Below are 18,024 nucleotides of genomic sequence, written 5' to 3' on the forward strand. Positions count from 1 at the left end.
GTGATGGAATCAAGATGTCAAGACAGGCACTCGCAAAAGATCCAGACGCCCATCGTCACAACTAGCCTCCCACCCGTCATGCCGGACTTGATCCGGCATCCAGTGTCGTTTTAGCCGTGGCTGCAATTTGTCTGCTGACTTTGCGTTTGCTGAATTATCGCCTGTGAATGAGTGCGCATGTGTGCCGCCAAAGCCGCTGGATGCCAGATCAAGTCTGGCATGACGGTTTTGGGCTTGTCGCTTTGAATAAGTGATGCGTTTTTAAAGCCATGTAAAAAATCAATGACAAGCGACGAATCAAATTCTATACATCAAATCCACACGTCCATCTCACTGGTACGTTCACCACCTTCAGCGCCAGTGTTGACGACACCGCGCGGTTCTATCAGCAAGAGTCTGACTTCATCGACGGCGCTGGGTTTGTGTTCTACACCTTTGGGTACGACAAACATTTCACCTGCTGATATCAACACATGGCCATCGCGAAAATCGATGCGTAATTGCCCTTCGAGGACAATGAAACTCTCGTCTGTGTCTGCATGATCATGCCAGATGAAATCACCCCGCAGCCGGGCGACTTTGAACTGGTAGTCGTTCATCTCGGCAATGACTTTTTGTGACCACTGTTCGCTGAACAGGCTGAATTTATTGGCGAAGTTGATGCTTTGATAGGTCTTGCTACTCATGGATGATATCCCTGGCTTTTGTGTGAAAAGCCCCAGCATACGCAAGCCGCATCTGCAATTCTTGTACGTTTGTGCGTCAGCTCTTAACGACGTGCTGGCTTGCCATGCATGTTCAGCCAGCGTAGGGGCGTCAGGCCAAAGGCTTTAACAAAGTGTTTGCTCATATGGCTCTGGTCGCTAAAGCCAGCCGCCAGCGCGGCGTTTACCAGCGTGTGCCCTTGCATCAGCAAGCTCTTGACCAGGTCAAGGCGGCGCATGGTCAGATAGCGGTAGGGGCTGGTGCCGAATAGCAGGCGAAAATCGCGTGACAGGCTCCAGCGGTCGCGGCCACTGTGTACTGCCAGGTCTTCCAGGCTGATGTTGTCTGTCAGGGCGCTGTGCATATATTCGCGCGCACTTTCTGCCGCGCGGTAATCAAAATGCAATGCCTTACCAGTGCTGCCAGAACTGTTGGTAATGATGTCAGAACAGGCAAGCATGGCATGGGCCAGGTCGAACAAGGCATCCTGTTCTTCCAGCGCATCCAGCGGCTGGTTCATGGCTTGCAACAGGGGCAGGGTAGCAACATGCAGGCGCGGGTCGCTGGAAATACCATGTTTGATAAAAGGCAGGGCCTGGCCGCCAAGGATTTTTTGTATCAGGGCTGGTTCTACATAAATCATGCGGTAATGAAAGCCATCACCCGTGCCAGCCTGGCCGTCGTGGGCTTCATCAGGATGCAGGACTATCGTGCCGCCACGCAGGCTATGGCGTGTGCTGCCACGATAGACAAAGCTCTGCACGCCTGCCAGCGTCGTGCCTATGGCATAGGTATCATGCCTGTGCATGGCGTAGGCATTGCCTGCGAAATAGGCTTCTATACGCTCCAGCCGTTCAGACCCTGGTGCGTGATGTATCCAGTCGGTATGGTGCTTGCTCATGGTGGTGTCGTCGCTTGCTCATGGTGGTATCGCCGCTTGCTTACGGTCTATGCTAGCATGGGCAGCGTTGTTTCACACGATGCTGACAATATCTGGCTTAGCGATAAAGCAAAAAAGGGACACCATGAAAAAAATCACTGATGCATCTCAAAAGCTGCTGGCGATATGTGTATTGTCCAGCCTGTGCGGTATGACACATGCCGCCACTGCACCTACCTGGCAGCGCCTGCATCTGCCCCAGCCTGAACAAGCGGCTGGCTATGATTTCCCTGTCTATGCCAATCATGTCCTGAGTGGGGACTTGCGCCAGATACGTGAAGTCATCATGGTCCAGCATGGCATACAGCGCAATGGGGATGATTATTATGCCGCGGCGATGGCCTTGCTGCAGGCATCTGGCCGCTCAGCAGATGAGATGCTGGTGCTGGCCCCCAATTTCCCTGGCAAGCCTGATGTTGACAAGGGTTTCGAGCGCATGCCAGTCTGGTCTGTGCAAGGCTGGACGGGGGGTGAAGCAGCATTGCCTGGTACGGGTACGCAGGCCGGTTTGAGTTCTTTACAGGTGCTGGATGATATCGCCCAGTTTCTTGCCGATAAATCGCGTCTGCCATTGCTGAAGAAAATCACTTTCGCCGGGCATTCTGGTGGTGGGCAATTGATGCATCGCTATGCCGTGCTGAACCACGTCGATGAAGGCTTGCGCGCCAGGGGGCTGGATGTGCAGTATGTGGTGGCGAACCCATCTTCCTATTTATATTTCACCCCAGACAGACCAAGGGGTACAGGTAATTTTGCAGCCTATGAAAATACTGTTTGTCCGACCTATGATGACTATCGCTATGGCATGCAGGACATGGTGGCTTATGCAAAAGGTATGAAGGGCATGGACTTATACCAGCGCCATCTGCAAAGACAGGTGACTTATCTGGTCGGCAGCCTTGATACTGATCCCAATCATCGCGTACTCGACAAGTCTTGCGCCGCAGAAGCCCAGGGTGCCACGCGCTTTGAGCGCGCCCATGCTTACTGGGCCTATGAACAATATCTGGGCAAGCAAAGCCAGGCAGGCAAGGTATCAGAAAAAGCATCAGGCAAAGCCATGCATCATTATTTTGATGTGCAGGGGGTAGGGCATGACCAGAGCAATATGTTTGGTTCTCAATGCGGAGTCAGGCTTTTGTTTGGCGACAAGGCCGCTGTCGGCAAACAAGCGGCGCAATGCATTCAGCAATAAATGCAAAGAAAAATTTGATAAATCAGCCAAATTATCGGGCTTACGAAAAATTGTCCCAGCAAGGCCATGCTTTAGGAAACCATCCTTGCAAGGATGGTTCGTTACGTCGGCAGACAATATATTGTCTGAAATCCCGACTTCACCGTAGCGACGAAGACAGTACTTTAGTACGGCTAGGAGCTGCAACGCAGCTGGGGCGGTTTTTCGTAGGCCCAAAAAAATGCCCTCAAAAAACGAGGGCATTATAAAGAGCGACTCCAGATGGGGACTGGAGCACTACCGGGTTGGTTCTGTATCCAGGACGTTCATCCACATCATGTGAGGAAAGTCCCGGTATGATCTGTATCAGCGATTCATCTGATTGCTTGCCTCTATCATCGCATTGTAGGCCTTGGTGACTTTTTCCTGACTGCCTTCCACCATCCAGGCTGAGCCTGGTTTCAACATCATTTTTTCGCCTTCGCTATAAGCGACCTTGTCGCGGATACGGCGTACACGTTCCTTGGCGGCTTTGCGATAATCTTCTGTTGCATGTTCGAAACTGGACCAGCTACGCGGTGCGCTTTCGCTATTCTTCTTGGCGTAGGCGATGGCTTCGTCGGTCAGGCTTTCATAATCAGCCAGTAATTTGCCAGCGGCGGTAGCGTCGAAGCTTTCTTCACCTATCAGACGTACCAGGTGCTTGGCCTTGCTCATCAAGGCCATTTGCAGATATGGCAGTTGGCGGCCTTCGTTTTTTTCCAGTTGCTGCATTTCTGCATCCAGGGCCTTGTCATTCTCGACTTCGATTTCATTTGAGAAGACATTGCTTTTTTCTTCAAAGCGCTTCATCGCGTCGGCCAGCGGTGCATGCATTTTCTTGCCCTTGGCAAAAGCATCGTCCTTGTAATTATCGCGGCTGTAATACACTTCTGCCTCGCTAACCAGCGCACCGAGTTCGCTCAGGCTGTCGATGTAGGCAGTGGCGGCGATATCGAGCTTGCCTTGCGCGGCCTTGCCAAAACTGGCTTTACATTTGGCGATGTCATCGACATCGATTTTATACAGGCCGTATACCACCATTTCTTTTCCGCTTGGGCCCTTGTCCATATCCTTGACCCAGCTTTGATAGCGCGCAATGCTGCGGTGAGCATCACCGTCGAGCTTGTTATAGCAGGCGATATAGTCTTGCAGTTTGCTGGTGGCGCTTTCTACTGGTTTGGCTGGAACATTGGCAGGTGCTGCCTGGCTGGCTGCGGCTGGCGCAGGTGTCGTCACTGCAGCATCTTCATTTTTTTTGCTGCATGCACTCATCAGCAAGCTCAGGCTGATGCAGGCCAGCACGCTGCTGACTACGGGTTTGCTGGTTTTTTTCAAAGATGCTGAAGGGAAATTCATTCTTGCTTTTGTAAAGATGGGGGAGGATAGATGCGCCATCTTAGCTTTCAAGTTTTGAAAAAGCTGCAACAATTTGTATCCATTTGTGATAGCTGGCGGGTTTCTGCATGGTCGGTAGTATGCTGGCGATGAGCGGTCATACGCATATCAATGCTGACGACTACTATGGTGTGATGCTGACCCTTTCTCACATAGGACTTACGCAAAACCGCCCCAGCTGCGTTGCAGCTCCTCTCCTAGGAGCCGCGTACTAAAGTACTGTCTTCGTCGCTGACGCCTTGCTGGGACAATTTTGCGTAAGCCCTAACAAAGTTCACAAAGGAAATCAAATGCTTATCCATCAAACTGCCGGGCTGGCCAGCCTTGCCCGCGCTTCTGTCGTCTCCACTGTTTCTGCATTCTTCATCTTCACGCAAGCTACTGCCAGTGCAGCCAACTTGCCTTTGCCCGATATCAAAATCAGCAGCACTGCCCAGACCGCACAAAGCAATGTGCCCGTCAGCTTTGGCCAGGTGTTTGCCGCAGGTGATGTGCCTGCTGGCAGTATTTTGCAGGGGCAGTGGGCCAATGGCACTCTTGCCCCTTTGCAGGTCGATGCCAAGGCCACGCATGCAGATGGTTCTCTGCGGCATGCCATCATCACTACCGTTTTGCCGCAACTGGGCAAAGACGTGACGCAAAGCCTGCAATTGAAATTGTCTACCACTGCACCAGCCACAGGCCAGGTGGCAAACCCGGTTGATCTTATCAATGTCGGGTTTAGCGGCAACGTGAACATCACCATCGCTGGCAGGCTGTACACGGCAGCGATAGAGCAGGCACTGGCGGGCAGCAATGTCAGGAAATGGCTCAGCGGTTCGCAAGTCAGTGAATGGATGGTGGCTGTGCCGCTATATGATTCCACCGGCCTTGCCCATCCCCATCTGCATGCGCGCCTGGCTGTGCGTTACTACAATGGCTATAGCAAAGCCAGGGTGGATGTGACGCTAGAAAATGACTGGGCTTATCAGCCCGCACCGCAAAATTTTACCTATGATGCTGAAGTCGTGATTGGTGGACAGACTGTGTTTTCCCAGGCCAATCTCACGCATTTCCATCATACCCGCTGGCGCAAGACTTTCTGGTGGGGCGCAGCACCACAAACCCATATTGCGCACAACAAGGCTTACCTCATCGCCAGCAAGGCCGTGCCAAATTATGATCAGCGCATCGTCATCTCCGAGACTGCATTGAACAGCATGAAAAACCTCATGAGCGGTGCCAGTTTCCAGCCCATGGGATCGGGCCTGGCCATGCCGTATATGCCCACTACCGGCGGCAGGCCAGATATCGGCCTCATGCCCGCCTGGAATGCCGCTTATTTGCTGAGCATGGACAAACGCGCCAAAGATGCGGCGCTGGCGACGGCAGACCTGGCAGGCAGCTGGTCTGCCCATTATCGCGATAAAAATACCGACAAGCCTATCAGCCTGCGCGATTACCCGTATATGACCATACTTGGTAACCCGGGTGACACCTACAACCCTGCCACGAGACAGCGCGAAGCTTTCCCGGTCTGTGGTGGCACCTGTACCAATGTCAACACCGCCGATGCGGCGCATACACCAGCCTTCAGCTATCTGCCGTATCTGGTCACGGGGGACTACTATCATCTCGAAGAAATGCAGTTCTGGGCCATGTGGGATGTGTTTCAGACCAACCCCGGTTACCGCGCCAATATCCAGGGCCTGATCTTCCAGTCCAACGTCAGGGTGCAGGCATGGGATATTCGCAATCTTGCTGAGACCGCCTATATCACGCCCGACAATGACGTACTCAAGGCCGAGTTCAACAGGATACTGTCGAATAATCTCGACTACAACAACAACACCTATAGCAATAATGCCACTGCCAATATTTTTGGTGCCATCACCGGGCCGGGTGCGATTGTGTACGGCAATAGCATAGGCATCGCACCCTGGATGGATGATTTCTTTACCTCGGCAGTCGGGCGTGCGGCTGAGCTGGGTTACAGCAAGGCCCAGCCTATCTTGGCGTGGAAAGCCAGCTTCCCTGTACAGCGCATGCTGGCACCAGACTATTGCTGGATTTTTGGTGGCATCTACAGCCTCAATCTCAGGGCCAGTGCCACTGCACCGCTGTACACCACTTACGGGCAAGCCTATGAAGCCAGCCGACCAGCCAATGTAGCAGGCCTGACCTGCAACAGCCCAGAAATGGCAAGAGCACTGGGCTTGCGGGTAGGTGAGATGACAGGCTATTCAAGCACAGCCACAGGCTACCCATCCAATATGCAACCCGCGCTGGCCTATGCGGTAGATTCTGGCTATGCGGGTGGTGCCGCTGCCTGGCAAAAATTCATGCAGCGCAGTGTCTTGCCAGATTATTCTGCCCAGCCAGAATTTGCGATCGTGCCGCGTAGCGTGACCATACCTTAGAGATAAAAAACAGCGTACTTCGTTAAAGAAGTACGCTGCAAAATCCAGAGTCACTCTGGTCTAAGGAAATCAATACGACAGGATTTATTTTGCTGTTGCCACCTGCGTGTCTTTATCCGCTGCATCCGCGACTTTTCGGCTATCCCAGCCACCACCCAGCGCACGTATCAGGCCGACCGCAGACCTGGCACGCGCACCATCGAGTTGAGCCGCGATGCGCTGTTGCTGCAACACCGTGCGGTCAGCATCAATCACATTCAGATAACTGACCGAGCCTTCGCGGTATTGCACATGCGAGAGCCTGGCTGCCCGCTCTGCCGCCTGCACCGCGTTGTCTTGTGCCTGGGTCTGGTCGCGCAAAATGCGCAAGTCAGCCAGATTGTCTTCGACTTCCCTGAAGGCATTCAGCACGGTCTGGCGGTAGTTGGCCACATCCTCTTCATAGGCTGCACCAGCCCTGTCCACACTGGCCTGGCGGCGGCCACCATCAAACAGGGGCATGGACAACAAAGGCCCCAGCAGGAAGGTGCGGCTGCTCCAGTTCAGCAAATCACCCAGGCTGGCGGATGCATAACCGGCAGAGCCCGTGATATCCAGCCGGGGGAAGAAAGCTGAACGGGCCACACCTATGCGGGCATTGGCAGCGGCCATGCTGCGTTCTGCTGCAGCAATATCCGGCCTGCGTTCCAGCAAGTCTGATGGCAACCCTGCCGGGATATTGACAGCAATGCGCGACAAGGGACGCGGCAAGAAATTGAACTCTGCCGGTGTCTTGCCCAGCAAGACGGCCAGTGCATGTTCTGCCACTGCACGACTGCGTGCCAGGCCCAGTGATTCTGATTGCGCCGTTGCCAGTTCAGCCTTGGCGCGTGCCAGGTCAAGTTCGCTGATGTCACCTTCATTAAAACGGGTTTGCACCAGCTTCAGGGTTTTTGAACGCAGCTCTACCGTGGCGGCATATAAAGCCTGTTCTGCATCCAGTTCACGCAGAAGGAAGTAGGCTTGCGCCACGTCGGCTTGCAAGGCCAGTTGCACGGACTGGAACAGGGCTTCAGTCTTTTGCGTATCTGCCGTTGCCGCGTCTATGCTGGAAGCCACGCGGCCAAACAGATCCAGCTCATACGATGCACCAAGCTGGGCATTGTAGGTCGTGGACGTCGGCATCCTGGTATTGTCAGGCAAACCCTGGGACGCCGGTGCAGCACGCCCACGGTTGGCACCCAGGCCCGCATTCACTTGCGGGAACAGGCCAGCACGCGCGTCCTGCCGCAAGGCGCGGGATTGCTTCAGACGGGCGGCAGCGGCTTTCAGGTTCTGGTTGGCCGCCATGGCCTGGCTTTCCATCTCGTTGAGACTGTCGTCTGCAAAGATTTTCCACCAGTCACCGCGGGCGACTTCTTCTGAAGGCTGGGCTTCTTTCCAGTTGCCCGAGTTGCTGTTTGCCTGCACTTCTTTATAGGCAGTGGGAGTTGTCACTTCCGCTTTCTGATAAGTCGGTGCGACTGAGCAACCAGCCAGCACCAGCAATAACATCAACAGGGATGAAGCAGACTTCAGGGGTTTGATTGTATTCATCATCATGCTCTCTCAAACTTTAACAGTAGCGTGCTCATGCGTGAGGTCATGTGCAAGGTCGTGTGCAAGAGCGGGCGCTTCATGCACGACAGCAGAATGCAGCTTGCGGCCACCTGCAAGAGTACGCAGCAATACATAAAACACCGGTGTCAGGAACAGGCCAAACAGGGTGACACCCAGCATGCCAAAGAACACTGCGACACCCATCGCATGGCGCATCTCGGAACCAGGGCCGCTGGAAATCACCAGTGGCACCACACCCATGATGAAGGCGATGGAAGTCATCAGGATAGGACGCAGACGCAAGCGGCTGGCATCTATCGCTGCCTGCAAAGGTGTGCTGCCCTGCAGTTCAAGTTCCCGCGCAAATTCCACGATCAGGATCGCATTCTTGGCCGATAGCCCCACCAGTACCATGAGACCTATCTGGGTGAAGATATTGTTGTCCCCACCTGTCAGCCAGACACCAGTCAAAGCCGCCAGCAAACTCATGGGCACGATCATGATGACAGCCAGTGGCAAGGTCAGGCTTTCATACTGCGCCGCCAATACCAGGAACACCAGCAAGACACTGATAGGGAATACCCAGACACCGGCATTGCCAGCCAAAATCTGTTGGTAAGTCAGGTCAGTCCATTCAAACTTGATACCGGCTGGCAGGGTCTTGGCAGCAATACGCTCTGCCGCAGCCTGCGCCTGATTCGATGAATAACCGGGGGCAGGGCCACCATTGATATCCGCCGCCGTGTAGCCGTTATAACGCACCACCATTTCAGGACCAAAGCTTGGTGTGACTTTGACGAGGGAAGACAGCGGCACCATTTCACCGGCTGTGTTACGGGTTTTCAGTTGCAGGATATCTTCAGGCTTGGCACGGTAAGGTGCATCTGCCTGGGCACGAACCTGGTACACACGGCCAAAGCGGTTGAAGTCATTCACGTACAAAGAACCAAGATAAATCTGCATGGTGTCAAACACATCCGTCACCGGCACACCCAGTTGCTTGGCCTTGACGCGGTCGAGGTTGACATCCAGTTGTGGCACATTGATCTGATAGCTGGAGAACATAGGGCCCAGTTCTGGTGCTGTTTTGGCAGCGGCAATAAAGGCCTGTGTTGCGGCATCCAGTTCAGCATAGCCCAGTGCACCCTTGTCTTCGATCTGCATCTTGAAGCCGCCAACTGTACCGAGACCCATGACAGGTGGTGGCGGGAAGACTGCGATGAAAGCATCCTTGATGCCGAAATACTTCTGGTTCAGCTTGCCTGCAATCGCATTGGCAGAAAGCTCGGCACTGCGGCGTTCTTCAAACGGTTTCAGCGTCACAAAAACAATACCGGCGCTGGAGCTATTGGTAAAACCGTTGATGGACAAACCAGGGAAGGCAACTGCGCTTTCCACGCCCGGTTCTTTCAAGGCAATGGCCGACATGTCACGGATGACTTTTTCAGTCCTGTCCAGCGTCGCGCCATTAGGTAATTGCGTGAAGCTGATCAGGTATTGCTTGTCTTGCCCAGGCACAAAACCACCCGGCACGATATAGGAAATACCCACGGCGGCTGCCAGCAATACCACATACACCACCATGCTGGATGCCTTGCGTGAGATAACACCAGCCACACCTTTGGAATACTTTTCAGAACCACGATTGAACATGCGGTTGAAGGCATCGAAGAAGCGGCCAAACAGGCGGTTCATGACCTTGGTCAGCCAGTCCGGTTTTTCATCATGACCTTTGAGCAAAATCGCAGCCAGTGCTGGTGACAGAGTCAGCGAGTTGAAGGCCGAGATCACAGTAGATATCGCAATCGTCATCGCAAACTGTTTGTAAAATTGCCCGGTCAAGCCAGTCATGAAGGCCAGTGGTACGAATACCGCAACCAGCGTCAGGGCGATAGCAATGATAGGGCCGCTGACTTCGCGCATGGCTCTATAAGTCGCTTCTTTCGGTGACAGGCCAGCCGAGATATTCCTCTCCACATTCTCCACCACCACAATCGCATCATCGACGACGATACCAATGGCCAGCACCATGCCAAACAGTGACAAGGCATTGATGGAGTAGCCAAAGCCCAGCATCAGTGAAAAAGTACCAACGATGGATACCGGCACGGCCAGCAGTGGGATCAGCGAAGCACGCCAGGTTTGCAAGAAAACGATGACCACCAGCACCACTAGCGCAATCGCTTCCAGCAAAGTCTCGACTACCGCATGGATGCTTGAACGCACAAATTGCGTAGGGTCATACACGATCTTGTATTGCACTGAGCTAGGGAAGTCTGCCGACAATTCTTTCATGGCAGCACGTACCTGGTCAGACACATCCAGCGCATTCGCACCAGGTGCCTGGAAGATAGGTATCGCGACGGCTGGTTTATTGTCGAGCAAAGAACGCAAGCCATATTCAGATGCATCCAGTTCTATGCGCGCCACGTCTGCCAGCCGGGTGACTGCACCATCGGCAGAAGTCTTGAGTATGATCTCGGCAAATTCTGATTCTGATTTCAAACGACCTTGCGCATTCACATTGAACTGCAAAGGTGTGCCCGGCACATTTGGTGATGCACCGATGACACCTGCCGCCACCTGCACGTTTTGTTCGCGTATGGAGTTGACCACGTCAGACGCAGTCAGGCCACGCTGTGCGACTTTTTGCGGGTCCAGCCAGACACGCATGGCGTAATTTCCCGAACCAAACAAGCCCACTTCACCCACACCCTTGATACGCGCCAGACGGTCTTTGACATTCAACACTGCATAGTTGCGCAGGTAAGTCATGTCATAGCGGTCATCCGGTGAAATCAGATGCACGACCATGGTCAGCGCAGGTGAACTCTTGATGGTCGTCACCCCGAGGCGCTGCACATCAGCAGGCAGGCGTGGCAAGGCTTGCGAGACACGGTTTTGCACCAGTTGCTGCGCCTTGTCTGGGTCTACACCCAGCTTAAAGTTGACGGTCACCGTCAGATTGCCGTCACTGTTTGCCTGTGACTGCATATACAGCATATTCTCTACGCCATTGATGGATTCTTCCAAAGGAGAAGCCACGGTTTCTGCAATCACCTTGGGGTTGGCACCTGGATATTGCGCCCGCACCACGACGGAAGGCGGCACCACCTCGGGATATTCCGAGATAGGCAACTGGAACATGGCCAGCGCACCGGCCAGCAAGATAATTACCGACAGCACCCCGGCGAAGATGGGGCGGTCGATAAAGAATTTTGAGATATTCATGATATTTTTCTATCTGCGTTTATATTTGTGTACGCGATGATCAAGACTTGTTAGCAGCAGTTTTTTCTGCCGCAGCACTGGTATCAGGCGTTGCCGGAACAGCAGCGACTTTACTCATAGGCACCACATTCGGCGTGATGGTGTCACCAGGGCGTGTACGTTGCAGGCCATTGACGACGATGCGTTCACCAGCTTTGAGGCCAGATTCCACAATCAGCAAATCTTCCTGCCTGTTACCGAGACGTACTTCGCGGTAAGCCGTGTGATTGTCTTTGTCGACTGCCAGCACGAAGCGTTTGCTTTGATCAGTGCCCACGGCTTTTTCATCTATCATCAATGCTGCATGCGGCGCACCACCGCCCAGACGTACACGGGCATACAGGCCGGGCAAGAGCAAGCCATCCTGGTTTTCAAACACGGCGCGCACGCGTATTGTTCCTGAAGAAGTATCAACGCGGTTGTCGATGGAAACCACCTTGCCCTGGCGTGAATAACCTTCTTCATTCGCCAGACCCAGGAAGACCGGCACCTGGGTATTTTTCGCTTGCGCCGGGTTCACGTATTTCAAGAAGCTTTGTTCATCCACATCAAAAGATGCATACACTTGCGAGACAGATACCAGGGTGCTCAAGGCGGGTGAGCTGGCACCAACGGCAATGACATTGCCAACGGTGACTTCGGCACGCGAAATGCGGCCAGCAACGGGGGCGGTGATCTGGGTATATTCAAGATTGAGTTTTGCTGCCTTCAATGCTGCCTGCGCTGCCAGTACATTGGCCGCTGCTTCACGTGATGCATTTTGTTTTTCTTCAAAATCACGGCGGGCGATGGCGTTTTCACCCAGCAGTCTCTCACCGCGCGCCACGTCAGAACTGGTATAGGCCGCACGTGCTTCGGCTGCTGCCAGTTGTGCCTGGAAGCGTGCTACTTCAGCCGCATAGGGGCGCGGGTCTATGGTGAACAGCAGATCACCTTTCCTGACCAGGCTGCCATCCTTGAAATGCACGGCAGTCAGGGTGCCGCCTACCAGGGGGCGTATCTCTACGCGGTCGACCGCTTCGAGCTTGCCAGAATAATTTTGCCAGTCAACGATATTGCGGCTGACGACTTCGGCGACGTCGACCGTCGTGGCTGGTGGCGCTTCCTTGGGTGCGGCATGACTGGTTTCGGCATGAATGGCACCCAGGGTGCCAGCACCGGCAATCAACATGACGATGGCGGCGCTGATGGCGATGGATTTACGGCTTGGTGCAGTAGATTTGTTGGATTCAGACATGATATTCCTCGTGGATGTAGTAGGTAAATTACTGAGTTCTTGAGTGTCTTTTGTGTTGTCAGACATTTTGTTTTTCCTCCAGGGATACGAAAGCAGTTGTGTTCAAATCATTGGGAACCGCCAGGCGACGGCGCAAAAAATCCGCCACTTCCACCAGCACAGGCTGATGCTCAGGCAATGAGGCATGCTTGATCCCGGCAAAGCGGGCTACCTGCACAGGCACACCAACGGTAATCAGGGCTGCTGCATATTTTTCTGCTTCCACATGCAGGACATCATGTTCAGCGGTAGCGATAAAGGCGGGTGACAAACCACCCAGGCGGCTGGATTCCAGCGGCGCAGCATAAGGGTGCAGGCGCTGCAAAGAGCGCGGCAGGTATTGGCCATAGCAATGCGCGCATTCTTGCGGGGTCAGGTCAGATTCCAGTTTCTTGGCGTCACCCAGGCGTGTCATGCTGGGGTCCAGCATCGGGCCTATCAGTGCTTGCGCCAGTATCGGCGGGGCATTGCGGTCACGTGCTATCAGGGTCAGGCAAGTCGCCAGGTTGCCACCGGCATCGTCACCCGCTACTGCCAGGCGGCTGGCGTCAGCCCTGATGCTGGCGGCATTCTTGATGGCCCACAGCATGGCAGTGTAAGCATCTTCCGGCGCTGCCGGAAAAGGCTTGGCCGGGGCCAGTGAATAACCCACGGACAAGACAATGACATTGCTGTTGCGTGCAATGAAGCGTGCCGGTACATCGGCATCATTCAAAGACCCGCTGATAAAACCACCGCCGTGGAAATACAGCACCACCGGCAAAACCGCATTGCCCTGAGGGCGATACAGCCGCACAGGGATGACCCCAAGCGGGCCAGGGATAAGGAAATTGTCTATCTGCAAAGATGGCTCAGCCGTCTTTGTGGTCTTTTTTCTTTTCTTGACGGTGTTGCCGATATTGCTAGGGTTGCCAAGAATTATTGCTGTTTCGTCCATCATATTGTCGCCAATCGCGCCAGAGCTTAGTGAATGGACCGAATAGTAGGCACTATGCGCTTCGGGATAAACGCCTATAATCCAACATGACTATTCCGTCAGGTCGACTAATCAAGCTTCAAATTAGGTTTATACTTCGTTCAGACGAATAGTCCTTGACTATGCCAACCAGTTATTCAGGAGTACCGCGATGGACCGTTTCCAGGCAATGCAAGTCTTTACCCGCGTGGTGGACAGCAATAGTTTTACCCGCGCTGCCGACAATCTCGGCTTGCCGCGTACCACCGTCACGACCATCATCCAGAACCTGGAAAGCCTGTTGCAGGTGCGCCTGCTGAACCGCACCACCCGACGCCTGAGCCTGACGCCAGACGGCGCGGCCTACTATGAGCGTTGCGTACGTATCCTCGCTGACGTGGACGAGACTGAATCCTCATTCCAGAATGTCGCGCGCGGCCCCAAGGGGCAATTGCGCATAGACGTGCCAACTTCGATAGGCAAGCTCATCCTGCTGCCGCAAGTCTGTGAGTTTTATTCGCGCTACCCTGACATCAAGCTCGTCATGGGCATGGGTGACCGCATGGTCGACATGGTGCAGGAAGCAGTTGATTGCGTGATCAGGGTAGGGGAGTTGCAGGATTCCAGCATGGTGGCCCGCCGCATAGGCACTTTCCAGAGCATCACCTGCGCAGCACCAGATTATCTCGACACCCATGGCGAACCACAAACCCTGGAAGACTTGCAGCACCACCAGGCTGTACATTATTTTTCCAGCCGCACCGGCCGCAACCTCGACTGGGATTTTATCGTCGACGGCCAGACCGTTGCCGTCACCGTCAATGGCAAGATATCCGTCAATGATTCAGAAGCCTACCTGGCCTGCGCGCTCAAGGGCTTTGGCCTGATACAGGCACCACGCTTCATGCTGATGCCGCATCTGCAATCCGGCGCATTGCGCGAAGTATTGCCGCAATGGACACCCGCCCCCATGCCCATCTCGGTAGTCTACCTGGCCAACCGCCATCTCTCACCCAAGGTACGCGCCTTTGTAGACTGGGTGGCAGAACTGTTCCCGCGCTGCCCCCTGTTCAGTGGCCGTGATGCAGAATTGCTGAATGGCGAGGGGGCAGGTGAATGCATCTTCGCAGGCAAACCCGAGCAACGCACGACGGGGAACAAAACCTTGCGTGCTGTGCTGGAGCATCAGAATGTGGCGGAGACGGCGTATTGAGGGGCTGCATTGCGTATTAAAAAAAGACCAAACATCTCACCACAGAGGCACAGAGACACAGAGGGAACACTGAGATTTTAAAGGGGTGAATGCCAACAACATGCATGCTCTCTCAAAGATTTTCTCTGTGCTGACTCTGTGTCTCTGTGCCTCTGTGTTGAGTGGTCTTGAAGTTCGCAGCAACCTATCTGCTGCTTATTCTTAGGGGGTAGGTTGGGCTACGTTTCATCAGCCCAACACTCGGCGTTTGATTAACGCATCCCCAAAAAAAAGCGATATTTTGTGGTTTGGCTGTTATTGCCTGCACATGCTATTTAAGATTGCAGGCCGGTGGTAGACCGGCAGCTACCCACCTTTTTGTCTCGCCAAAAAAGGTGGGCCAAAAAGGCGACCCAGGCATAGCCGCCCCTGCGGGGTTCCCGTTTGTGCAGTACAAAAAATGGGAAGATCCGAAACTCGCTACGCTCAGACATCGGCTCTTCTTGATCCATTTTCTGTACAGCACAAACGGCGGCTACACATGGGGAACTGCATAAATTCAAAAGCAACCGCAACCCCAAATTCAAACCCAAATCAAGTGCGACGTTAATGCCTGCGAGGCTTGACCCCAATCTACGGCTGCTGCTGCTTTCCTGGTGATGAAGTCCGGCGAGACTTGCGCTAGCGTGTTGTCTTGGCTGATTTTATACTGAAGAATGCTTGATCCAGTTTGCGCCTGCTGGCAAAAACACCGGGGTGAAAATCCGCAATTACCTGCTTTAATAATGTATGTAGGAGTGCAATGTTAATTTGCTAGGTATACTTGCTTGAATTGATTCATCGCTCTTTTAGACTGCCCATGTGGGAAAATGGCGAGATAATGTCTGGGAATTTTTAGCATCGTCGACTATTCATAAAATATTGCATCCATCAACGCAACTCGATGGTCCCATATAACAGCCTGATCTAAATCTATTGGTCTTGCGGATTGAAACCATGGTGCGCTATGAATCATTTTTAGAATACGAATATATCCCGCAGAATTTCCAATCGATTTCTGCGGGACTTCAAGTATGGTGCTCATATTATCTCTCACAATAGGAGATGCAACAGTGCAGTACACATCAGGTTTTATCAAACACAAGAGTCGACTCCATACCTTCATGGTTGGGCCTAAAGCAGTTAATCGGTCAAGTTGAGTCTCCAAAGCATTCCAATTCAAAGGCATCTTAATTTCTGCAATTCGATTTATTGCGTCTACGATAGTAGCTTGTACCACCACATCACTTGTGTTCGCCATGATCCTACGAAAATCTCCGGACGCAGCGACGTGGCCAAACCATGCAAATGGCTCCATTCCTCCGATGATGCGCCGATTGTTAATTTCACGAAAAATACTTACGTCCCATGGTAGCGGAAGCTCATCTTTGGCAGTTCTCAAAAGATTAAGATAGATATCTGCAGTTCTACCTGTATTGAGTAAGCCATCATGAATCTTATGAAAATATACTTCCCAATCGGCCAAGCGTAACCAGTTCGTTGTAGATATTTGATTTTCATCAATAGGGGGTGTTTCAATGCCGTTTGAGCGCGCTTTTTCAATTGCGCTCCAGTATCTTGTTGCATATGCATCTAGCCATCTTTTTGTTGGAACGAAGGAATTTTCATTCGATCTCCACTCCTCAAACCTTTGAGTAATATCCGAAAGCAGAATATTTTCAGTGTTGATTTCCCCTTCTATCAGCATGTTTGCTTCAATATTTCGGTAAAAGCCTGAGTATGTAAGGTTAGAACTTCCAATAAATAAAGCAAATCCATTTTTTCGTCTGAACAAATAAAGTTTGGGATGGAAGATGTTTGCTGCTTTGCTACAAAAAATTCGCACATCTGATCCGATATCTATAAGCCAATGAACGCCATCAGGGTGCGTTTGTTCGAAAGAAACTCCTATAATGGCTCGCATTGTTGAACCAAATTTTTGTAATTGCTTATACGGCAGAGTGTGTTCGGGATCACCGCACCAAGCGACAGCAAGATCTATGCTGTCATACTCTTCGCAGCAACGATTGAAATCTTGATTAAATGATTTTATATCAGCCAAAAACCGAGTTTTCGTCATAACATCAATCTTTCGAAATATCATGGAGTTACTTATCGTACCATTGATAACTTCGGGGGACGGACTATTGCCCGAATTTGATAAATTTACACTGTAATTTTTTAATACTGCCAGGGCTTATGTCTGCATCGCTGCAAAATGCATGTCACACATTGTCCTCTGATACCCATCCTACGACTTTGGTAAGGCTGCCATTGATCTGGCCGCGTTGTGTGAAGTATTGCCGCAACGGACCAGCCCCATGCCCAACTCAGTGGCCTACTTGGACAAGTGGCATCTGTCACTCAGAGTGCGCGCGGTGCTTGAACATCAGAATGGGGCTGAAATGGTGTATTAATGCCGTTGCTGCTTCTTAATGCGCCGCAGGCAAAGCCCTCACCGTATAAAACTCACTGGCGATTTTCCACTGGCCGTTAACTTTCAACAGATGTAAAAGCTTCCAGCCAAAGCCTCCTTTTTGGGTACCTGCTTCCTGGGTGATGAAGTCCAGCGAGACTTGTGCGAGTGCGCCGTCCTGGCTGATTTTTACATTGAAGAATGCCTGTTCCAGCTTGCGGCCGCTGGCAAATACTCCCTGGTAAAAATCGGCATAGCGACGGGTGTCGGGCGCTGCGTCATTGCTGGCAATATCAGTCACACCGCGCACTGCCATGAAAGCTACTTGCTCATCGAGCAGCAGCGTGGCGAAGGTCTTGCCATCGCCAGTGCTGACTGCGGTCGTATAGCTATTCAGCAGGCGCTCTATGGCCAGCCTGTCTTCTGCGCTGGTCAGATAATGGGATTGAAAATCGATGGGAGCTGGGGTAGCAGCGGTAGCGGGATTGGTCATGGTCATTGTGCTGATGAAGGTGATGGAGATGGCGAGGGCGAAGGCGAGGGTGAGTCGGGGAAGTAATTTCATACAGGGCTTTCATGCAATAAGACGTATTCGGCTACTATAGTCAGACACCCGCTATTAATAAATCGAATATTCATAATG

Annotated in this window: 12 protein-coding genes; 3 read left to right on the forward strand and 9 right to left on the reverse strand. The window is 52.7% G+C overall.

Features of this window, described 5'->3' with window-relative positions:
* Positions 1-311: 311 nt before the first annotated feature.
* A complete protein-coding gene (locus DFR42_RS25720; RefSeq protein WP_110257959.1) occupies positions 312-686 on the reverse strand; it encodes a cupin domain-containing protein in 375 nt (124 codons plus the stop codon).
* 83 nt (positions 687-769) lie between these two features.
* A complete protein-coding gene (locus DFR42_RS25725) occupies positions 770-1,606 on the reverse strand; it encodes an AraC family transcriptional regulator (protein ID WP_110257929.1) in 837 nt (278 codons plus the stop codon).
* A gap of 124 nt (positions 1,607-1,730) precedes the next feature.
* Between DFR42_RS25725 and DFR42_RS25730 the strand changes: the two genes are divergently transcribed.
* Positions 1,731-2,840 (forward strand): hypothetical protein, encoded by a 1,110-nt coding sequence (locus tag DFR42_RS25730; RefSeq protein ID WP_110257930.1) that lies wholly within the window; start codon positions 1,731-1,733, stop codon positions 2,838-2,840.
* A 345-nt stretch (positions 2,841-3,185) separates the two neighbouring features.
* Here DFR42_RS25730 and DFR42_RS25735 read toward each other — a convergent pair whose 3' ends face one another.
* Positions 3,186-4,217, reverse strand: a complete 1,032-nt coding sequence (locus DFR42_RS25735; RefSeq protein ID WP_170133685.1) for a YiiG family protein — start codon at positions 4,215-4,217, stop codon at positions 3,186-3,188.
* A 329-nt stretch (positions 4,218-4,546) separates the two neighbouring features.
* On the opposite strand from DFR42_RS25735, the gene DFR42_RS25740 reads away from it, so the two are divergent.
* Positions 4,547-6,655: a hypothetical protein gene (locus tag DFR42_RS25740; protein ID WP_245937092.1), complete on the forward strand. Its 2,109-nt coding sequence runs from the start codon at positions 4,547-4,549 to the stop codon at positions 6,653-6,655.
* A gap of 84 nt (positions 6,656-6,739) precedes the next feature.
* On the opposite strand, the gene DFR42_RS25745 is transcribed toward DFR42_RS25740, so the two are convergent.
* Genes DFR42_RS25745 through DFR42_RS25760 form a run of 4 tightly spaced genes read right to left on the reverse strand, consistent with a single transcriptional unit; the run spans position 6,740 to position 13,719 of the window.
* A complete protein-coding gene (locus tag DFR42_RS25745) occupies positions 6,740-8,233 on the reverse strand; it encodes an efflux transporter outer membrane subunit (RefSeq protein WP_110257961.1) in 1,494 nt (497 codons plus the stop codon).
* A 9-nt stretch (positions 8,234-8,242) separates the two neighbouring features.
* Positions 8,243-11,464: an efflux RND transporter permease subunit gene (locus tag DFR42_RS25750; protein ID WP_110257932.1), complete on the reverse strand. Its 3,222-nt coding sequence runs from the start codon at positions 11,462-11,464 to the stop codon at positions 8,243-8,245.
* Between the two features lie 40 nt (positions 11,465-11,504).
* Positions 11,505-12,740, reverse strand: a complete 1,236-nt coding sequence (locus DFR42_RS25755) for an efflux RND transporter periplasmic adaptor subunit (RefSeq protein ID WP_110257933.1) — start codon at positions 12,738-12,740, stop codon at positions 11,505-11,507.
* A 58-nt stretch (positions 12,741-12,798) separates the two neighbouring features.
* Entirely contained in the window at positions 12,799-13,719 is a 921-nt protein-coding gene (locus DFR42_RS25760; protein WP_110257934.1) for an alpha/beta hydrolase, read from the reverse strand.
* A 187-nt stretch (positions 13,720-13,906) separates the two neighbouring features.
* Here DFR42_RS25760 and DFR42_RS25765 point away from each other — a divergent pair, with 187 nt between their 5' ends.
* The gene (locus DFR42_RS25765) at positions 13,907-14,947 is read left to right on the forward strand and encodes a LysR family transcriptional regulator (RefSeq protein ID WP_110257935.1); all 1,041 of its coding nucleotides are present in this window, start codon (positions 13,907-13,909) and stop codon (positions 14,945-14,947) included.
* Between the two features lie 886 nt (positions 14,948-15,833).
* Here DFR42_RS25765 and DFR42_RS25770 read toward each other — a convergent pair.
* Together DFR42_RS25770 and DFR42_RS25775 are read right to left on the reverse strand one after the other, a co-directional pair.
* Positions 15,834-17,045, reverse strand: a complete 1,212-nt coding sequence (locus tag DFR42_RS25770; protein WP_170133686.1) for a phospholipase D-like domain-containing protein — start codon at positions 17,043-17,045, stop codon at positions 15,834-15,836.
* 352 nt (positions 17,046-17,397) lie between these two features.
* Entirely contained in the window at positions 17,398-17,946 is a 549-nt protein-coding gene (locus DFR42_RS25775) for a nuclear transport factor 2 family protein (protein ID WP_110257937.1), read from the reverse strand.
* Positions 17,947-18,024: the final 78 nt, after the last annotated feature.

Source organism: Undibacterium pigrum (assembly GCF_003201815.1).
GTDB classification, from domain to species: Bacteria; Pseudomonadota; Gammaproteobacteria; order Burkholderiales; family Burkholderiaceae_D; genus Undibacterium; species Undibacterium pigrum.

Coding starts and splice junctions, on each gene's coding strand:
- DFR42_RS25720 (WP_110257959.1), bottom strand. CDS start 686: ATGAGTAGCAAGACCTATCAAAGCATCAACTTCGCCAATAAATTCAGC.
- DFR42_RS25725 (WP_110257929.1), bottom strand. CDS start 1,606: ATGAGCAAGCACCATACCGACTGGATACATCACGCACCAGGGTCTGAA.
- DFR42_RS25730 (WP_110257930.1), top strand. CDS start 1,731: ATGAAAAAAATCACTGATGCATCTCAAAAGCTGCTGGCGATATGTGTA.
- DFR42_RS25735 (WP_170133685.1), bottom strand. CDS start 4,217: ATGAATTTCCCTTCAGCATCTTTGAAAAAAACCAGCAAACCCGTAGTC.
- DFR42_RS25740 (WP_245937092.1), top strand. CDS start 4,547: ATGCTTATCCATCAAACTGCCGGGCTGGCCAGCCTTGCCCGCGCTTCT.
- DFR42_RS25745 (WP_110257961.1), bottom strand. CDS start 8,233: ATGATGAATACAATCAAACCCCTGAAGTCTGCTTCATCCCTGTTGATG.
- DFR42_RS25750 (WP_110257932.1), bottom strand. CDS start 11,464: ATGAATATCTCAAAATTCTTTATCGACCGCCCCATCTTCGCCGGGGTG.
- DFR42_RS25755 (WP_110257933.1), bottom strand. CDS start 12,740: ATGTCTGAATCCAACAAATCTACTGCACCAAGCCGTAAATCCATCGCC.
- DFR42_RS25760 (WP_110257934.1), bottom strand. CDS start 13,719: ATGATGGACGAAACAGCAATAATTCTTGGCAACCCTAGCAATATCGGC.
- DFR42_RS25765 (WP_110257935.1), top strand. CDS start 13,907: ATGGACCGTTTCCAGGCAATGCAAGTCTTTACCCGCGTGGTGGACAGC.
- DFR42_RS25770 (WP_170133686.1), bottom strand. CDS start 17,045: ATGACGAAAACTCGGTTTTTGGCTGATATAAAATCATTTAATCAAGAT.
- DFR42_RS25775 (WP_110257937.1), bottom strand. CDS start 17,946: ATGAAATTACTTCCCCGACTCACCCTCGCCTTCGCCCTCGCCATCTCC.